Raw genomic sequence first — 17,971 nt, forward strand, 5'->3', positions numbered from 1 at the left:
TTCCTAGGCGGGTTCCACCTGGACGGTCTGTGAGCGACCGCCAACGGTGACCTTGTAGCGAATTGGCTCGCGAATGGCATTGGCAGCACCTGAGGCTTGCTCCGCCTCGCGCTTGAGCTGTTCGGCAGTCTTACCGACGTTCTTCGGCCCTTCGCCGCGCGTGGTGAAGAATCCCGGTGCGACGGATGGGAACAGTGCGTTGGTCAGGACGTCCTCGGCGGTGCCGTTGTAACCGTCGAGCTCCTTGGCCTGCTTGACCAGGTCGTCCCACTCTGGTTCGAGGAGATCAGCCGGGCGAACCGTGATTTCTTCCTTCTTGGTCTGTTCCGCTGCCTGCTTAATCAGCTCTGGGTTGCGCTCACCAGGACACTGCCCGTAATAGCCGAGCATGAGGTCGGCGAACTCAGCCGTCATAACCTTGTAGCGTCCCATCAGCACGTTAAACACAGCTTGCGTGCCGACGATCTGCGAGCTCGGAGTCACCAGCGGCGGGTAACCGGCGTCCTTTCGGACAATCGGTACTTCACGCATGACCTCTTCGACGCGGTCACCCGCGCCCTGGGCCTTGAGCTGGTTTTCCATGTTCGACAACATGCCACCAGGAATCTGCGACATGAAAATGTCGGTATTGACCAGGGTTTTCGACTCGAACTCTGCGTACTTCGGACGCACCTTGCGGAAGTGGTCACGAATGGTGATGAGGTTATCCATGTTCAGGTCGGTGGTGTAGTCGGTTCCCTCCAACATTTCCACCAGCGACTCGGTCGGGTTGTGCCCCGGGCCCAGCGACATCGACGAAATTGCCGTGTCCACGACATCCGCACCAGCTTCGATGGCCTTCATCAAAGTCACCATCGTGACACCGGTGGTCGAGTGACAGTGGACGTTAATCTGGGTGTCCTCGCCGTACGTTTCCTTGATGCCGCGGATGATGTCGTAAGCCGGCTGGGGTTTCAGCAGCGCTGCCATGTCCTTCAACGCAATGGAGTCCGCCCCCATATCCAGTAGACGACCAGCGAGCTTCACGTACCCGTCGACGTCGTGAAGCGGAGACGTCGTATAGCAGATCGTGCCCTGCGCATGCTTGTCGACGTTCTTGACCGCGCGCATGGCGTGCTCGAGATTGCGTGGGTCGTTGAGCGCGTCGAAAACACGGAATACGTCCATACCGTTTTCAGCGGACTTCTCGACGAACTTGTCAACCACCATGTCCTCGTAGTGGCGGTAACCGAGAAGATTCTGGCCGCGCAGCAGCATCTGCAGGCGACTATTCGGCATCAGCTTGCGGAATGTCCGCAGGCGCTCCCAGGGATCTTCATTAAGGAAGCGGATGCAGGCGTCAAAGGTTGCGCCGCCCCAGCACTCCACACTCCAAAAACCGGCCTTGTCCATTTCTTCACAGACATCGACCATGTCTTCCATAGCCATTCGCGTTGCCATGAGGCTCTGATGAGCGTCTCGGAACACTACTTCCGTTACACCAATGGTTCGTGGACTCATAACTCCAAAAGTAAAGGCCTTTGGGAATCTTCGCGCGTTGGTGACCGCGAATATTGGTGATTCGGCGCCCGCCAAGGTGCGTTTAGAGTGTCAAATTGCCCACTTGCAGGGTTAAATACTTATTTTCGCGCGAAGTTTATGCTCTTAACCGTTCGACTCGAATTTTTCCTTGGGGGTCGTTTTTGCGAATTGCGCTCGACAGATGGGACGGATGGCGCGCCCACACGGGACCGAAAAAGGCTCATGTTTTTTACAAAACGGTTAAGGTAGTCACATGAACCAAGCAAATACAGTCGGCGATTATCAAGTATGGCCGGGTGAGCCTTACCCGCTCGGATCTACCTACGACGGCGCTGGCACCAACTTTGCACTCTTTTCCGACGTTGCGGAAAAGGTTGAGCTTTGTCTGATTAGCGCCGAAGGCGAAGAAACACGCATTGAGTTGGAAGAAGTCGATGCGCATATCTGGCACTGCTACATCCCGTCTATCATGCCGGGCCAGCGCTACGCCTACCGCGTACACGGCCCATTCGATCCGGCCAACGGTAAGCGTTGCGACCCCAACAAGCTGCTGGTCGACCCATACGCCAAGGCTTTCGACGGCGAATTCGACGGTCACCCATCACTGTTCAACTATGACATTCATGACCACTCGAAGCGCAACACCGAGGACAGCCTGGGACACACCATGACCTCCGTGGTCATCAACCCATTCTTCGACTGGGGCGCTGACCGCGCACCTCGCACGCCGTACAACGAGACCGTGATTTACGAAGCCCACGTCAAGGGTATGACCATGACTCACCCGGATATCCCGGAGGAGCTACGTGGTACCTATGCCGGTCTCGCGCATCCGGCAATTATTGACTACCTCAAGGACCTTGGTGTCACGGCTATCGAACTGATGCCGGTCCACCAGTTCCTCCAGGACGACCACCTGCGCGAAAAGGGGCTGCGCAACTACTGGGGCTACAACACCTTCGGTTTCCTAGCACCACACCAGGACTACTCGGCTTCCCAAAAGCCAGGCGGAGCAGTCAGCGAGTTCAAGGGCATGGTGCGCGCATTTCACGATGCCGGCATTGAGGTTATCCTCGACGTGGTCTACAACCACACCGCCGAGGGCAACCACATGGGCCCAACCATCTGCTTCCGAGGCATCGACAACGAGGCCTACTACCGCCTGGTCGAAGGCGATCGCCAGCACTACATGGACTACACCGGCACCGGTAACTCCCTGAATGTGCGCCACCCACACTCGCTGCAGCTGATTATGGATTCGCTGCGCTACTGGGTCTCCGAGATGCATGTCGACGGCTTCCGCTTCGATTTGGCATCCACCCTGGCTCGAGAATTCCACGATGTGGATCGCCTCTCCGCCTTCTTTGACTTGGTGCAGCAGGATCCGATTGTCAGCCAGGTCAAGCTCATCGCAGAACCGTGGGATGTCGGCGAAGGTGGCTACCAGGTCGGTAACTTCCCACCGCAGTGGACTGAATGGAACGGTAAGTACCGCGACACCATCCGCGACTTCTGGCGCGGTGAGCCATCCACGCTCGGCGAGTTCGCTTCACGTATCACCGGCTCCTCGGACCTGTATGCAAACAATGACCGCCGCCCAACTGCGTCGATTAACTTCGTGACCGCGCATGACGGTTTCACCCTCAACGACTTGGTCAGCTACAACGAGAAGCACAATATGGCCAACGGCGAGGACAACCGCGATGGCGAGTCCCACAACCGTTCGTGGAACTGCGGTGTGGAAGGCCCGACCGACGACGAGCGCATCATTTCGCTGCGCGCCCGCCAGCGTCGTAACTTCCTGACCACTCTCCTGCTGTCCCAGGGCACTCCGATGATTAGCCACGGTGACGAAATGGGACGTGGCCAGAAGGGCAACAACAACGTCTACTGCCAGGACAACCGTTTGGCCTGGGTCGACTGGAATCAGACGCGTACCAACTCTGAACTGGTCGAATACACCCAGTTCCTGACTGAGCTGCGTGCGGAGCACCCAGTCTTCCGACGCCGCCGGTTCCTGCGCGGTGGCCCGCTCGGTGCGGAAACCGACGATCGTGACATTGCCTGGCTGACCTATGAGGGTCGTGTCATGACGACCGATGACTGGAACTTCGACTTCGGCAAGTCGTTGATGGTCTGGCTCAACGGCGATGCCATCACTGAGCCTGATCGCCGAGGTCACAGGATTGAAGATGACTCCTTCCTGCTGTGCTTCAACGCCCACCACGAGGACATCATGTTCCAAATTCCGGGCACCGAATACGCACACAGCTGGGAAGTCATCATCGACACCACAGAGATCACGGGTCGCCCGACCCGCGAGCGCATCGTTGAGCCAGAAGGCGAGCTCCGCGTGCCAGCCCGTTCTACCATCGTGCTGATCGAGCGGCACTAGCCGCATCCGCGTTGGGTGTAGGGGCCCGGGCCTGGGTTGGTTCCTACACAAAATCCCCTGTCGGCGGAAGACTTTTCTTCCACTGACAGGGGATTTTCGGCTCTGAGTTCAACTCAAAACAGGGTTTGGGTCAACACAGCACCGCGGGAGCCGAGCTGGCGTGAAGTCTTCTTACGCAGATGCGCGCATATTGAACTCCGCCTGAGAGTTCAACCAGTACTCCGGCTCGGTGTCAAAGTAGTCGGACAGTCGATTTGCGAGGTCAGTAGTGACCGCAGTGCGGCCGGTGCGAAAGCGCTCCAGAGTTGAGCTTGGCACGCCGATGGCAAGAGCCAGTCGGTAGATAGAGAGGTGTCGCGGCTCGAGGAAATTATCGTTCAAGATAGAACCAGGGTGCACAGGATGCGTGCTCAAAATGTTTACTCCTTATTTCATCGCTTCACTGGCATACGTTGTTTCCGCTTTGCCCTTCGCTTGAGCTCGAAAGCTCGAACGACCAGTTACCGCCGTTCGTCGAAAAGTATAAGGAGCGCCCGCTCAAAATGCATCCGGACATTTAACCCCCCAAAACATGTGGTTTTCAGGGGTACAGACACCCCCGCTGTCCGAACATCCCATAAATATTCCTATTTTTGTGGGCATTTCCACATTGTCGGAAGCCACATGTACTCGGCGACAGCCGCAGGTACCGCAGCCTCTATGAGGCTCAATCCGCCATCGGCGCTACCATCTAGTGCATGACTACGACCACGCCATCCTCCGAGCCCGCCGTCGTCTTCGAGCTCACCGGCGACACGGTGACTATTACCGCAGATGGGCTCCGCCTTACCCACACCATCAACACGGCTAGCACCGCCCCCGCGAAGCCCCTCCCGCTTGCCGACGTTGCCGAGGTCGCATCGGCAAGTAAAAACGGTGTCTACACTCCGGCCAACCGCTTCTTCCCCGGCACGGTAGACCTCGGGGTAGCTTTGCCAAAGGCCCGTGTGATGCCTCATCGTCAGGCAGCAGCGCAGTTGCTGGCAGACCTCATGGCGGAGATGGCCAAGAATCCGGAGTTCTACAATTCAGAAGATGCTTTTACTTCCACGTTGATGCCGTGGGTGGCACAGTGCGCGGCAGTCACCGAAGGCGTGAGTGCGGTTGAGGGCGCGGGCGACGTCGTAAAGCAGTCTGTGCCTTTTGCACCGCTTCCTACTGGGGATGAGGTTGCGGTGTCAAACATCGCACCGTTTGCGGCGTTCGATGTAGAGACAGCGAACGAAGACACCGGCTCGATTATTCAGCTTGGTGTTGCGGTCGTGCGTGGCGGGAAGGTGACGGAGCGTTATTCCTGGATGTGCCGTCCGCCAAAGGGGCTGGAGTATTTTGATGAAGCCAATGTCGCGATTCATGGCATCACGGCGGCGGATGTGGCCGGTGAGCCGTCATTTCCGGAGCAGCTGGCGAAGTTTGTTGACGTCGTTGGGGATTTGGACGTAGTTGCTCACAATGCGCGGTTTGATTTCACAGCCCTGTCGCGGGCGTGCCGGGCGGAAGGCATTCCAGCACCGAAGTTGAATTTTGCGTGTACTTATATGTGGGCTCGGCAGATGCAGTTGGGGCTGCCCAACTTGAAGCTGCCGACGTTGGCGGAGGCCGCGGGGGCGTCGCTGGAGAATCATCATGATGCGACGGCAGATGCGGTCGCATGTGCTGAGGTAGCGCTGTGGTTGATGGAGCAGCAGCGCGCAACATCGGTGGCTGATTTGAGCCAGAAGGTCTCGCTGAGCTTGGGCCAGATTGGCAGTGGACGAGTGCGGATGGTGCGCTATGACCCGGCTGGCGTCGCCAGCACTGGTGCCGGGACCAACGCGGGAACTGGTGCTGGTGCTGGTGCGCAGTCCGGCAGTTCCGCGCCGTCACGTCGGCCGCGTCGCAATGCGAAATGGGATGCGGCAAAGACACCGGACACCATTCCAGACCCGAATCCGGACGCGGATCCAAGCGGCCTGCTGTACCAGCAGCGGGTGACACTGACCGGCGATTTTGCACCGTATGACAAGGGTTTTCTGTGGGATAAGATCGCCTTTGCAGGTGCGAATATCAATAAGGGTGTCACGAAGAAAACGACCATTTTGGTCGCCGGTCCGTGGGATTCGGTGACGTCGAAGGAGAAGAGGGCTCGACAGCTGCAGGCCGAAGGCCAGGAAATCCAGATTTGGACTGAGAAGGAGCTCTTCACCGCACTCGGGCTGAATCCGGAAGAGGATGGCGCGTCCGAAGCGGGAGACACTGCGGAAGGAACACCTAGCGCCAGCACCGGGGACAACTCCAGTGAGTCGGTTCCAATGTTTGGTTCCACTTCCCTGCCGGGCGATGACGGAATGCCACCCTTCTAGGCCACGTTCACGAGAAAAAATTCGCATTCGGATGGCGGGTGCAGACTCTGGGGCTAGCTGCTGCCACAGCGGGCAGGCAGCAGCTTTTCCTGGTGGGCGGTATAAAGGGGAACATGAGTCGCCGACCAATTACGTCCACCTACCGTCTCCAACTCCGTGGCCCCAAGGCCGACCCAAACGGGCGCGCTTTCACGTTCGCTGACGCGGCTGAACAGGTCGGCTACTTGGCAGACCTCGGAATTTCACACCTGTATCTGTCGCCTATCCTCACCGCCGTACCGGAGTCTAACCATGGCTACGATGTCATCGATCCGACGACAGTGAACCCGGAGCTCGGCGGCATGGAAGAGCTGCAGAAGCTCGCGCAGGTGGCGCACAAGGCCGGTCTGGGCATCATTATCGACCTGGTACCGAACCACCTCGGTGTTGAGGATCCCAAGCTCAATGCCTGGTGGTGGGACGTTCTGACCTATGGCAAGGATTCTCAGTTCGAGCCATACTTCGATATCGACTGGCACGAGGACAACGGTGCCAACGGCAAGATGGGGTTGCCGGTTCTGGGATCCCCGGAGGATATCGACAAGCTGGAGCTCGACACCTCTGGCGACGAGCCACTTCTGCGTTACTACGACAACACATTCCCGGTGCGCCCCGGCACCGAGGACGGCACCCCGCAGGAAGTACATGATCGCCAGGCCTATCGCCTGATGTACTGGAAGGACGGGGTCATTGGCTACCGTCGATTCTTCAGCGTCAACGGCCTGGCCGGCATCCGCCAGGAAAACCCGGTGGTATTCGAGCACACACACCGCATCATCCGCGAGCTGCTAGCTGCGGACATCATTGACGGTGTCCGCATTGACCACCCAGATGGCCTCAGCAACCCATTCGGATACCTCAGTGAGCTGCGCCGTCTACTCGGCGATGACAAGTGGCTGGTTATCGAGAAGATTCTGGGTGCCGAAGAGCCACTGGATCCGAGGCTCCAGGTTGACGGCACCACGGGTTACGACGCCCTGCGTGAGTTCGACAATGTCTTCGTCAACCGCGACTCCCGAGACGCCATGAGTATGTTGGCTCTGCAGCAGTCCGGCTCAACCTGGGACAAAACTGCCGTGCAGGCAACTGCGCAGGCTCTCAAACACGATGTCGCAGCGCACGAGTTGGCTGCAGAAGTCCGTCGTCTAGCACGTGCCCTGCGCCGCGATAACTGGTCTATCAGCGGTACCAGCGTCAGCGATGAGGTACTTATCGACACCATCTGCAAGCTGGTCGCTGCCATGCCTGTCTACCGTTCGGACTATGTCTCCCTGTCACGAGTGGCTTCCACGGTCATTGGTGAAATGGCAGCGCGTTTCCCCTCGCGTGTCTTTGCTCTCGACCTCATTTCGGCAGGTTTGGTAGCCGGTGGTGAGGCCGCCACGCGGTTCGCGCAGGTCTGTGGTGCGGTCATGGCAAAGGGTGTCGAAGACACCACCTTCTACCGCGCCTGCCGCCTGATCAGCCTGAACGAAGTCGGCGGTGATTTGGGTCGCTACGGCATGTCGGCGGCGGAGTTCCACCTGTTGCAGTCGGAACGTGCTCGCCTCTGGCCACGAACCATGACCACGCTGTCCACGCACGACACCAAGCGCGGCGAAGATGTCCGAGCCCGCATCCTCCAGCTCTCCGATGTCTCCGGCGACTGGGCTGAAAATGTCCGCAACTGGATGGCCATCACCCCCGCCCCTGACGATGCCACCGGCTACTTCCTGCTGCAGAACATCATCGGAGTCTGGCCGACCGACGGCGTAATTACCGATGAACTGCGTGAACGCCTCCACGACTACGCCATTAAGGCCATCCGCGAGGCAGATGTGCACACCTCCTGGACGGAGCCGGTCGAGGAGTTCGAACTCGGCATTCGCAGCTGGATCGACGCGCTTCTCGACGGCCCCCTGACCGACTCCATCACAGAGTTCGTCCGCTCCATTGCGCCAGCTGCCCTGACCACGTCACTGTCGCGCAAGCTCCTCCAGCTTGTCGGCCCCGGCATCCCCGATACCTACCAGGGGACGGAGTTCACAGAGGACTCCCTGGTTGATCCTGACAACCGCCGGTTCGTCGACTACGATGCGCGCGTCGCGGCGCTGGATAAGGTTGCTCGCGATGAGGTCACGTCGGTAACTAAGAGTCCAGAGCACCCAGCTGAGCTGCCGGAGGACTTTACGGATGCCGATGCGGACGTCGCAAAGCTGATGGTGACTCACCACGGAGTGAAGCTGCGTGCGGAACGCCCGGAGTCCTTCGTCGGCGGCGCCTACCAGCCAGTATTCGCCGTGGGTGTCGGCGAGCGTCATTTGGTCGGTGCAGCACGTGGACCGAAGGGCGAGCCGGAAGATGTTATCGCGCTGGTGACGCGCCGTCCGCTGGGGCTGCAACGCGAAGGCGGTTGGGGCGACACTACAGTGACACTTCCCAAGGGATTCTGGACCGACCGTTTCACTGGCCATACTTGGTCCGGCACCATCGCCGTGGCTTCTCTGTTCAGCTCCTTCCCAGTAGCACTGCTGGTACGCGAGGACGATGACGACTAATCGAATGAAGGATTCGCTTCCCGACGATTCCCGCGACCAGACCCGCAAGACTCAGTTGGCGGAGGATCGAGAGGTTACACGTGCACTGCAGTCGAAGTACGACTCGTGGGCAACTCGGCACCCCACCGCCGCGCAGGACTTTGTCGATGCGATTAAAGAGATTCTCTCCGATGCCGGTTTGGCCTTTGACAATGTCACGGCGCGGGTGAAGTCTTTCCGCTCATTGCGGCAGAAGGCCCTGCGTCGTGAAGCGGACGGCAACTACGTCTACCCTGACCCGTGGCACGGTATCCACGACATCATCGGTGTGCGTGTAACCACGTACCATTCGACGGAGATTCCCGCGATCATGGATGCGCTGGGAGATTCGCTGACTGTGCTGCGTAGGATTGACAAAACTGCGGAGACACGAATCAGCGGCCGGTTGGGATACGGCTCCCAGCACTTGATCTGCAAGGTGTCGACGGCGGCGCCGTCAGAGCTAGCTCCATATGCGGATATGCAGTTTGAGGTGCAACTGCGCACTGTGCTGCAGCATGCGTGGGCGGAATTTGAGCACGATATTCGCTATAAGGCCCCTGAGGGAGCGACAGACCCGCGGATTGATCGAGCTTTTGCGCTGGCCGCTGGCCTTATTGAGCTCGCGGATCAGCAGTTCGACCAAGTCGTTGCCGTGCTGGAGGAATCCACGCCGGACGATTCCGCGCAGGGAGAGGGCAAACAGCCCTCAGCTCCGGCAAAGACCACAGCCGATGACATTGTGGTGACTGAGGAAACCCTACCCGGCGTGCTGACGATGCTGCTTCCCGATGCGCCCCGATCGAAATCAGAACATTACGGCTGGGCAGAAGAACTGCTGGAGCGCAATGGCATTCGCACTGTCGGGCAGCTGCGAGAGCTACTTAATCCGCAGCGCCTCAGTGCGGTAAGCAAGGCCATGAAGTACCGCTTTAACCCAGGCCATGTGCGTGTTATTGATGACCTACTACTAGCGGCTCGCGGTGAAAAGCACATCAAGGCCACTGCGGATACCAGCCATAACCCGAAGCGTCGACCAGCCCGTTTGCGCGCACGGTTGCAGCAACTAGCGGAGGCCGGGATGCCTATGAGCGACGTCCCCGAAGACGATCGAGCTGACGGCGATCGCGCTTCGTAGGCCGCCCGGCACCGCGGTCGCGCGTCGGCATCGATGCGAGAATCTCCCTCGGGGGCGGCGGCGGAGAGTGGTCGATATAGCACTGCCTGGCCACCGGAGCTCCGACCCGCTTCTTCACCGTCTTGGTGACCTCAACAATGTGTTCGCGGTGGTTTGCCCACAGTCGCACTCTATCCCCTGGAACGACCAGAACTGAGGGTTTCACGGCTTCGCCGTTGACTTTGACGTGGCCGCCACGGCACGCATCTGCGGCCAATGAGCGAGTTTTCAGCAACCTGACCGCCCAAATCCAGGCATCAATACGCACTGGCTCGGTAGACAATTGCTGCTGAGCAGGCATTTACTGCGGATCCTTGTAGTTCACAATCCGCTGAACCTTTTGCCAATTGAGAAAACCACCGACCAGGCCGACTACTGCCAGGATGAGGAATAGAGACATGCTTCCGGCTAGAAGTCCGAGCACTGCACCGCCGACGACACCACTGCCTGCCCATACAACGGCATTGCGGGAGTACTTTCGCACCGCGTTCTTGCGGAGCTCAATGGGGTTCTGAGGTTGGGGCTGAAGATAGCTCATGGAGTACATATTAGAGCGTTCTGGTCGCCCTGACGCATCGCATAGGTCGATAGGGCGTACAATTCGGGAAAAATTTCTACAGCTATAGCAAACCTGCTAGATATTCCTATTTGGGTAGGTAATTAACACAATGGCGTAGGTTGATTGCTAGTGTTAGTCCTATGACAGAAACTGTCCGCCCCCGCCACCGCATGGTCGACCGCGTTGCGGCGATCCTCGAACTCGTTGCGCGCTCTAACGAAGGTCTAACCCTCACTGACATCGCCCACACGCTGAACTATCCGCTCAGTACCACGCAGGGCCTTGTCAACGGTCTGACTGTGACAGGTTACCTTGACGAGTCCAACAAGCGTTACACGCTCGGCATGGCGCCGTTTCTGCTCAATGTCATGGCCGGTCGTCGCATGGTCAACGTTCCGACGGCTGAGCTCGAGGCGATTCACAACGAAACTGGCTTGATTACCGTGCTGGCACTGCCGGTTGGTGGCAAGCTTTTCTACCTCAAAACCGTCGGTGAATCCATGCGCTACCAGTACCTGACGGAGAACTTCCTGCCGCGCTCGCTGTTGCGCACCTCTGCAGGTTGGGTTTTGATGAGTCGGTTTGAAAAGCGCGAACTGTGGTCCTACCTGAACTCCGCGCGGCCGGAAGACCAGGTCTATGTGGATGATTTCCTCCGCCAGGCCGGGGAAATCGCTGAGACCGGCGTCTGTGCTGCCCCGGGTATTGCCGAAGGCGGTGGCGTTGACGGTGTCTCTATCGCAGTGGAGGAAGACGGTGCTACTGTCGCGGCGGTCTGCGTTTTCGGTCGGCCAGAAAAGATTGCGGAAAATAAGGACGAACTGGTGGAAATTCTCAAGCGCCATCGCGGTGCACACAACGGCGAGGAATCCCCGAGCCAGGGTTAGTGGCTGTTAGGCGCGCAGCTCCCACCAGATTTCGCCACCGTCCGTAGACGGCTCGCTAGCCCCCTTAGTCAGCGCCTGCAGTTCGCCGTCAAGCTGGGCAACCCCATCGGCAGTCACCGCGATCGAAAACTCCACGTTCTGGCCCCACCTCGTTTCCACGATCTCATAACCACGAGCACGCAATTCCGCTTCGATGCGACCGGCATCTGCGGCGGAGACACTGACTATTCTCAAGGCTCTTTGCACGCGTCGCATGCGCGTGACTTTTTCTAGACACTCTGAGACCGAATCTGAATAGGCCCTCACAAGCCCACCCGTGCCTAATTTGATGCCGCCAAAATAGCGGATCACTACGGCGGTGACATTCGTCATTCCAGAGCCCTGGAGCACATCGAGCATTGGGCGCCCTGCCGTGCCACCAGGTTCACCGTCATCTGAGGATCGCTCCACCCGATTCCCTCCGACGACCTCATGAATGTATGCGCTGCAGTGGTGGCGAGCATCCGGGTACTCCGCCTTGGCCAAATTGATGACCTCTCGGGCGCTGTCTTCGTCGTCAGCACGCGCGATCCACGTGATGAAGCGAGATCTCTTAATCTCGATTTCATTCGTGACGATGTCACCGCCGGCGGGAACAATCAGCTCGATGTCGCGCTGGTTCTGCGTCGCTTCGGTCGAAGTGGATGGCTCGGTGGTCATAGTGTCCATTGTTGCGTATGGGCTTCGTGCACACCCAATCACCGTCGCTCGCTACTATCTCGACTTCACCTTGGACTCACCTCAAATACGCGGTGTTCGAAAACGGTTCCCCTGTGCCAATCCGCTGACTGACCTACCATGGTGCCCATGAGCAACTACCGAGTCTGGGCCCCGTACGCTTCCGAAGTCCGTCTGCTGTTGGGCAATCCTGACGCGCCAGCGATTTTTGATATGCATCCAATCGCTGACGCCACCGATGGCTACGGCGCCAACTCTGGTTGGTTTGAAGCTGATGTGGCTCGTACACCGGGGGATCGCTACGCATTTTCGCTGCGGGCACATGCGGGATTCGGCGCGCCTGACGACGAATCGGGGGACCACTCCTCCCCCGCTGTCGGTGACTGGACAATACCGCTGCCAGATCCGCGTTCCCAGTCGCAGCCGGATGGTCCGCATGGTTTCTCCGAGGTCGTTGACCTGGGTGCCTATAAGTGGAAGGACTCGGCCTGGTCGGGCCGGATTCTGCCAGGAGGTCTGATTTATGAGCTGCATGTGGGCACCTTCAGCGATTCTGGTGATTTCGAAGGTTTGGTGGAACATCTAGACCACCTGATTGAGCTGGGGGTAACACACATTGAGCTGATGCCAGTGCAGCCTTTCGGCGGTGACCGCAATTGGGGCTATGACGGTGTGTCCTGGCACAGCGTGCACGAGGGCTACGGTGGCCCGCGGGGTCTACAGAAGCTAGTTGATACGTGCCACCGAAAGGGTTTGGCTGTCATCTTGGATGTGGTCTTTAACCACTTTGGCCCAGACGGCAACTATGTGGGGTTTTTCGGTCCCTACACCGCTGGTGGTTCGACGGGTTGGGGTGAGGTTGTCAACCTCACTGGCGACAACTCTGATGAGGTGCGTGCGTATATTTTGGATGCAGTGCGCCAATGGCTGGTGGATTACCACGTCGACGGTCTTCGTCTGGACGCAGTCCATGCCCTGCATGACGAGGGCGCATTCCACATTCTGGAGCAGATGCAGGTTGTCGCAGACACTGTCGCAGCCGAGACTGGTATTCCGCGTTCTTTGATTGCAGAGTCCGACCAGAATGATCCGCGTTTGGTCCGTCCGCGCGCCGCTGGTGGCTTTGGCCTCAACGCTCAGTGGGATGATGACGTCCACCATGCACTGCACACGCTAGTATCTGGCGAGGACCACGCCTACTACTCAGACTTTGGGTCGGTGGAAGCGCTAGCTAGTGCTTTGGAAACTGGCTTCTGGCATACGGGCACAATGTCGACGTTCCGTGGTCGCACTCATGGTCGTCTCTTCGACCTGTCTGTACAGCCCATGCATGCTTTCGTAACGTACACGACCACACATGATCAAACGGGAAACCGCGCTGTCGGTGACCGTCCGTCGATGAACCTCACTCCGGCGCAGCAGGTTTTAAAGGCAGCAGTTATCGCCTGCAGTCCTTTCACCCCGATGCTTTTCCAAGGTGAGGAATGGGGCGCCTCTACCCCGTTTGCTTTCTTCTGTTCCCATGAAGATCCGGAGCTGCAGCGGCTCACGCGCGAGGGACGCCTACGTGAGTTTGCCCGTGCCGGGTGGGATCCGAAGGAGGTATCCGACCCATCCGATCCAGAGACCTTTAACCGCTCGAAGCTCAATTGGCAGGAGGTCTCGGAGGGCTCGCACGCCACTATTCTGGCGGCCTACCGCGATCTCTTCGCGCTGCGGAAGTCACACCCGTCGCTTCGCACTCCGTGGTCGGCATCTGTAGTGACTGAGTATGACGAGGACAATCGTTGCCTCGTCGTTGTGCGCAGCCAGGATGAGCGCGAAATGGGTGCCCGAAACTCGGATGCCTTTGAAACTGTCGCTTTGGTTGCGAATTTCTCCGACGCCGAAACCAGCGTCAGCCTGGATTCCGAGTTCGGTTCCGCCCACCTGCTACACACTTTTGAGGACGCAGCAGCCAGCATCGTCAATGACGAAGCTGCTGGTCCCGAAATCTCGCTTCCAGCGTGGGGCTACGCTGTCGTCTCGCTCAGCTAGTCAGCCGGATTTTCAGCCTCGGTGTCGGACTCTTCCTCATCCGCCGCACCCGACTCGGGTGCTGGCCACGGCAACTCGGTGACATCACCGTGGAGGACGTGAGCCACCAACGCGTCTGCGATGAGAATATCGCTCATCACCAACGTCGGAACCAGGTCCGCCAGCTGAGCCCACATCGGAATCAGCTCACGGACAGCGGCGACACTGGCATCAGAGTTCTCAGCCTGAGTACGAGCCAATACGCGGGCAGCCACTGCAATAAGCAGTGACGTTCCCGGCACCAGAGTCCAGTGCAGCGAAGGATCATCCGCATCGATGCCGTCGAGCTTGTGGAAGCGCACATTGACCGCCTTGCGCAGTCGTGGAGACGCCTTCGATACCGTCTTAAACAACACCCGAGAGGCGGCGGCAAGCTGGGTCATGACACCGGATTCCACAATCTCAGCACGATTGCGTACCACTTCGTAGATTGCGGTGAAGCGAGCGTCATCGTCGGTCAGCGGACCCGGGACCATGCGGTAAGGATCAAAGACCTGCGACAGAATAGCGCTGGCCTGTGCTTCCGGCAGCGAGGTAATCTGCACCGAGCTCTGGTCGATAGTAGCGGACTCCAGGGTGGTGTCCTGGCCGCTGGCAGCAATGTCCAGCAGTCCCTGGCCACCAGTTGTGCGCAGGTAATCCAGCTGACGAGAACGGTCCACGCTCTCATCAGTGAGATCCGCCAATGCTGCCAATGCACCGAGCCACGGCACACGGCGACGCCCCGGCACTGGCTTAGTAGCGCTGAAGTCTCCCAGCACGAGTCCGGAGGCGATAAACATACCCGGCTGATCGTCGAGCGCGATGACTGAACGGTTCAACGCTGCCAGACCGGCGCGTGGTTCGGCACACAAGATCGCACCCAACCTAGGTGCGGCCAGCAGCGGATTCGCCTGCGCCATGTCGGTTGCACGACCAGCCCGCAAGGTCGCCAGTAGTGTCCACAAACGTGCGAGCTGATCCTGATTTAGCTCGCCCCACAGTTCCTGCGCGCGAGCAACGGGATCGGTGTCCTCGCCATCGAGGTCGATAGCCTCTGCATCATCGACATGATTCAGAATGGTCGACCCGGCCGCCGGCCACTGCGGGTGGCGTTCCTTTTCCACACCGAGAGTCACCTGCGCGACAAATGGGCCGAGGCCGCGGAGCTCGTCGGGAAGCTCGCATTCGCCCTCCACGACTTCGAGGGCGACGGGTTCGCGCCACGGCTGACCGGCGGCCCAGAGCCACAGGGTCATCGGCAAGTGCGAAACGTCGTCAGCGACATCAACCTCGATGATGTCAGTGGCTTCATCGTTGAAGGCAATCTGGCGGATGGCATCGCGGGAGGAAGCCTCCACCAGTGGTACAGACAGGCGCTTCCGTCCCGTCACACGTGTCCAGTCCAAACTGATGCGCAGAGCCTTCAGCAGGGAGATACGGTCTGCAAACTTGCCGAACTCCGCGTAGCCAGTATCGCCGAAACGCTTGATGGGGACACGACAGATGTCGCGCTCACCGCTGGAAACTGCAACATGCGCATGGCGCAACTCGCCCGGGGCATTGACGACAATCTTGCCGAAGGCATCGACACGCTTCGGGCGGGTGACCAATGTAGTGGTGCGGCGGGCGACGGATTCGTCGGCAAGCGGAACCTCAAACTGCAGCGTGCCTGGCGTGACCTGCAACTGCAGCCATGCGCCCTCGTCGGTGGAAAGCTCGACGGTACCTGTGACTTCGTCCGCCCCGAGGCGCACGATAGCGGGCTCGGCGTCAAGCGGCTTGTCGCCGGAGACAACGCGGATGTCGGCGGGGCTCAGACCGTCGATGGTTGGGATGCGGAATCCGTCACCACCACCGCTGTAAGTGATCGTGAGGTCTGCCTGCTCCGCAATGGCGAAGTGCTTCTGGAAGCTGCGGCCACGCGGATTGACCAGGCGAACCACGAACTCGCCGACCCACGGGTAATCATCATCGGTAAGGATCTCAACCTCGCCACCCGCGGCGGGCACCTCGAGGTCATAGACCATGACGGAATCCGTGGTAAACGCACCATAGCCACCAAAATCGGTGACGATGGCGCGCCAGGACTCGTCCTTACCGGACAGCGTCGGCGGGAACACAGCGACCGGACCACCGGCGTAAACCGGGGTGCCGTAGGCAGACACCGTGCCGTCGAGACGCGCGTGGGGCATGGTCATTCGCGGTTGACGCTGCGGTGATGCCGAGCGAACCTCGCCAGCCGCCCCAGACCGACGAACCTGAACTGCATGAACATCGCGAAGATCGATCTCAGCGACTTGCCACAACTCCCAGTTAAATGGGCGCGGGTCCGATAGCAATGGCACCTCAGCACCCGTAACGGGGTCAACGAGTGTGGCATCAACCGGGTAGACCACCGTAGCGGACGTCGAGTGTAGCGAGACCTTGTCTGTGACTGACTGACCGTCGGCACCGAAAATGAGAATTGGGTCCTCAGTGCTAATCGCGGGGACTCGCCAGTGCTTCTCATCGCCGATTTCCACCAGCACATCGCGCACCGGCTCATCGATGGTCACCACTGGACGCGGCAGCGAATCCTGCAGGCCCACCACCGGCGTCGTTGCTACCGTGCCGCCGAAGGTGACACGCCAGGTCCGTCCCGCCGGATCCAGCGGCGTCGGTAGCTGTACGCCAACGGTCTGCGTCAGCTCATCGAAGTACAGCTGCGGGCGGCCGGTCGTTGCCACCACGCCCACGGCTTCACGACGATTCGCAGTACCCGCCGGACGCATACGCAGCTCTTCACGCGCAGCGGCCACCAGCATGGGCGGCAGCCCCGCATCGAGCTGGCCGAGTTCTTCCCGGGCCTCCCAGTTGGCCGGATCGGCAGCGGTGGCAATGGCGTAGCCGAGGGTTGCTTTAAACAACTTGTGTGCCTGACGAGGTGCCGTCCTGGCCAACTGACGCAGCGCCAGCGGGTAGACACCATCTTCCGCCTCTGCGATTTCGGTCAGCAGCTCCTCGAGCAGCGGGTGAACCTTCGAGAGCGCCTGTACCAAGTCATTTGATGAAGGGTCGGATAGCTCCGCTACCCCGGCAAGGTCCTCGCAGCGCTCGATAATCAGTGGCATCACTGACAGCTGCACTCCCGCGTGCAGCAAAAGCACCTGCGCTGCCCGCTGCAGCGGATCCGCGTCGGCTTGGTTGCTGTCGACGTCGTTAGGCAAACCAGCTTTGGCCAGCATTGTCGGCACTGCGGCGGCGAGGTGCTTGATGAGCGCGCCGGTAGTGTCAGCGTCTGGATCCAGCTGCAGAGCGGCTGGCCAGTCCAGCCACATTTCGCTTGCCGACGCAACACGCGCGGCGCGTCCTACCAGCGAGGCAAGGGTGACCAGCGGGTGATTGTCAACGACACTTTTCGCAGCTTCAATATCAGCAGCAGTACCGCCCGCCAGATGATGGGCCAGGAGCGTTCCCAGGAAGCGGTCGATACGCTCAACCTCGTCCATCGCCAGCCCTGACCAGACAAACAGTGGCTCAACTTTGGCCTGTGTGGCGGATTCCAGCAGACCCGGAATCCGGGTGGCCAGGTCCTGCTCTGCGGCAGCCAGCCACATTTCGACAATCACGGTATTTTCCACTCGGACACCCTGGTCGACACTGCTTGCCCCAGTCATAGTGGGTGGACGCTCCCCTTCGCTAC

The 17,971-nt window shown here is 59.4% G+C and carries 12 protein-coding genes; 6 read left to right on the top strand and 6 right to left on the bottom strand.

Annotated features, from left to right (window positions below; translation table 11 throughout):
- Window positions 1-3 precede the first annotated feature (3 nt).
- Complete coding sequence (locus HMPREF3053_RS03310; RefSeq protein ID WP_070566036.1) at window positions 4-1,500, bottom strand: methylmalonyl-CoA carboxytransferase subunit 5S; 1,497 nt, start codon at window positions 1,498-1,500, stop codon at window positions 4-6.
- A 274-nt stretch (window positions 1,501-1,774) separates the two neighbouring features.
- Here HMPREF3053_RS03310 and glgX point away from each other — a divergent pair, with 274 nt between their 5' ends.
- Window positions 1,775-3,916: a glycogen debranching protein GlgX gene (glgX, locus tag HMPREF3053_RS03315; RefSeq protein ID WP_049193987.1), complete on the top strand. Its 2,142-nt coding sequence runs from the start codon at window positions 1,775-1,777 to the stop codon at window positions 3,914-3,916.
- Window positions 3,917-4,087: 171 nt separating this feature from the next.
- Here glgX and HMPREF3053_RS03320 read toward each other — a convergent pair whose 3' ends face one another.
- Window positions 4,088-4,330: a HigA family addiction module antitoxin gene (locus tag HMPREF3053_RS03320; protein WP_005510305.1), complete on the bottom strand. Its 243-nt coding sequence runs from the start codon at window positions 4,328-4,330 to the stop codon at window positions 4,088-4,090.
- Between the two features lie 323 nt (window positions 4,331-4,653).
- On the opposite strand from HMPREF3053_RS03320, the gene HMPREF3053_RS03325 reads away from it, so the two are divergent.
- The 3 genes from HMPREF3053_RS03325 (at window position 4,654) to HMPREF3053_RS03335 (ending at window position 10,029) form a co-directional block, all read left to right on the top strand.
- Window positions 4,654-6,297: an exonuclease domain-containing protein gene (locus HMPREF3053_RS03325; RefSeq protein ID WP_070767269.1), complete on the top strand. Its 1,644-nt coding sequence runs from the start codon at window positions 4,654-4,656 to the stop codon at window positions 6,295-6,297.
- A 113-nt stretch (window positions 6,298-6,410) separates the two neighbouring features.
- Window positions 6,411-8,873 carry a malto-oligosyltrehalose synthase gene (treY, locus tag HMPREF3053_RS03330; protein WP_070767270.1) on the top strand — a complete coding sequence of 821 codons (2,463 nt, stop codon included), beginning with the start codon at window positions 6,411-6,413 and terminating at the stop codon, window positions 8,871-8,873.
- Window positions 8,863-10,029 (top strand): GTP pyrophosphokinase, encoded by a 1,167-nt coding sequence (locus HMPREF3053_RS03335; protein WP_070566032.1) that lies wholly within the window; start codon window positions 8,863-8,865, stop codon window positions 10,027-10,029. The genes treY and HMPREF3053_RS03335 overlap by 11 nt, the downstream gene beginning before the upstream one ends.
- Here the strand turns inward: HMPREF3053_RS03335 and HMPREF3053_RS10845 are convergent.
- The gene (locus tag HMPREF3053_RS10845) at window positions 9,977-10,369 is read right to left on the bottom strand and encodes an RNA-binding S4 domain-containing protein (protein ID WP_080969602.1); all 393 of its coding nucleotides are present in this window, start codon (window positions 10,367-10,369) and stop codon (window positions 9,977-9,979) included. The two genes, HMPREF3053_RS03335 and HMPREF3053_RS10845, sit on opposite strands and share 53 nt — an antisense overlap.
- A complete protein-coding gene (locus tag HMPREF3053_RS03340) occupies window positions 10,370-10,615 on the bottom strand; it encodes a hypothetical protein (RefSeq protein WP_005510313.1) in 246 nt (81 codons plus the stop codon).
- 152 nt (window positions 10,616-10,767) lie between these two features.
- Here HMPREF3053_RS03340 and HMPREF3053_RS03345 point away from each other — a divergent pair, with 152 nt between their 5' ends.
- On the top strand, window positions 10,768-11,514 hold the full coding sequence (locus HMPREF3053_RS03345) for a helix-turn-helix domain-containing protein (RefSeq protein WP_070566030.1): 747 nt from the start codon (window positions 10,768-10,770) through the stop codon (window positions 11,512-11,514).
- 6 nt (window positions 11,515-11,520) lie between these two features.
- Here the strand turns inward: HMPREF3053_RS03345 and HMPREF3053_RS03350 are convergent, their stop codons facing one another.
- Complete coding sequence (locus HMPREF3053_RS03350) at window positions 11,521-12,222, bottom strand: YigZ family protein (RefSeq protein WP_210386843.1); 702 nt, start codon at window positions 12,220-12,222, stop codon at window positions 11,521-11,523.
- Between the two features lie 129 nt (window positions 12,223-12,351).
- Here HMPREF3053_RS03350 and treZ point away from each other — a divergent pair, with 129 nt between their 5' ends.
- Window positions 12,352-14,268 carry a malto-oligosyltrehalose trehalohydrolase gene (treZ, locus tag HMPREF3053_RS03355; protein WP_070767271.1) on the top strand — a complete coding sequence of 639 codons (1,917 nt, stop codon included), beginning with the start codon at window positions 12,352-12,354 and terminating at the stop codon, window positions 14,266-14,268.
- On the opposite strand, the gene HMPREF3053_RS03360 is transcribed toward treZ, so the two are convergent.
- A complete protein-coding gene (locus HMPREF3053_RS03360; protein ID WP_070767272.1) occupies window positions 14,265-17,945 on the bottom strand; it encodes a hypothetical protein in 3,681 nt (1,226 codons plus the stop codon). The two genes, treZ and HMPREF3053_RS03360, sit on opposite strands and share 4 nt — an antisense overlap.
- Between the last annotated feature and the right edge of the window lie 26 nt (window positions 17,946-17,971).

It is taken from the genome of Corynebacterium sp. HMSC064E07, assembly GCF_001815745.1.
GTDB lineage: Bacteria > Actinomycetota > Actinomycetes > Mycobacteriales > Mycobacteriaceae > Corynebacterium > Corynebacterium jeikeium_D.

Bases quoted from the DNA above. Each gene is read 5' to 3' on its own strand.
- HMPREF3053_RS03310 (WP_070566036.1), bottom strand. From the start codon at position 1,500: ATGAGTCCACGAACCATTGGTGTAACGGAAGTAGTGTTCCGAGACGCT.
- glgX (WP_049193987.1), top strand. From the start codon at position 1,775: ATGAACCAAGCAAATACAGTCGGCGATTATCAAGTATGGCCGGGTGAG.
- HMPREF3053_RS03325 (WP_070767269.1), top strand. From the start codon at position 4,654: ATGACTACGACCACGCCATCCTCCGAGCCCGCCGTCGTCTTCGAGCTC.
- treY (WP_070767270.1), top strand. From the start codon at position 6,411: ATGAGTCGCCGACCAATTACGTCCACCTACCGTCTCCAACTCCGTGGC.
- HMPREF3053_RS03335 (WP_070566032.1), top strand. From the start codon at position 8,863: ATGACGACTAATCGAATGAAGGATTCGCTTCCCGACGATTCCCGCGAC.
- HMPREF3053_RS10845 (WP_080969602.1), bottom strand. From the start codon at position 10,369: ATGCCTGCTCAGCAGCAATTGTCTACCGAGCCAGTGCGTATTGATGCC.
- HMPREF3053_RS03340 (WP_005510313.1), bottom strand. From the start codon at position 10,615: ATGTACTCCATGAGCTATCTTCAGCCCCAACCTCAGAACCCCATTGAG.
- HMPREF3053_RS03345 (WP_070566030.1), top strand. From the start codon at position 10,768: ATGACAGAAACTGTCCGCCCCCGCCACCGCATGGTCGACCGCGTTGCG.
- HMPREF3053_RS03350 (WP_210386843.1), bottom strand. From the start codon at position 12,222: ATGGACACTATGACCACCGAGCCATCCACTTCGACCGAAGCGACGCAG.
- treZ (WP_070767271.1), top strand. From the start codon at position 12,352: ATGGTGCCCATGAGCAACTACCGAGTCTGGGCCCCGTACGCTTCCGAA.
- HMPREF3053_RS03360 (WP_070767272.1), bottom strand. From the start codon at position 17,945: ATGACTGGGGCAAGCAGTGTCGACCAGGGTGTCCGAGTGGAAAATACC.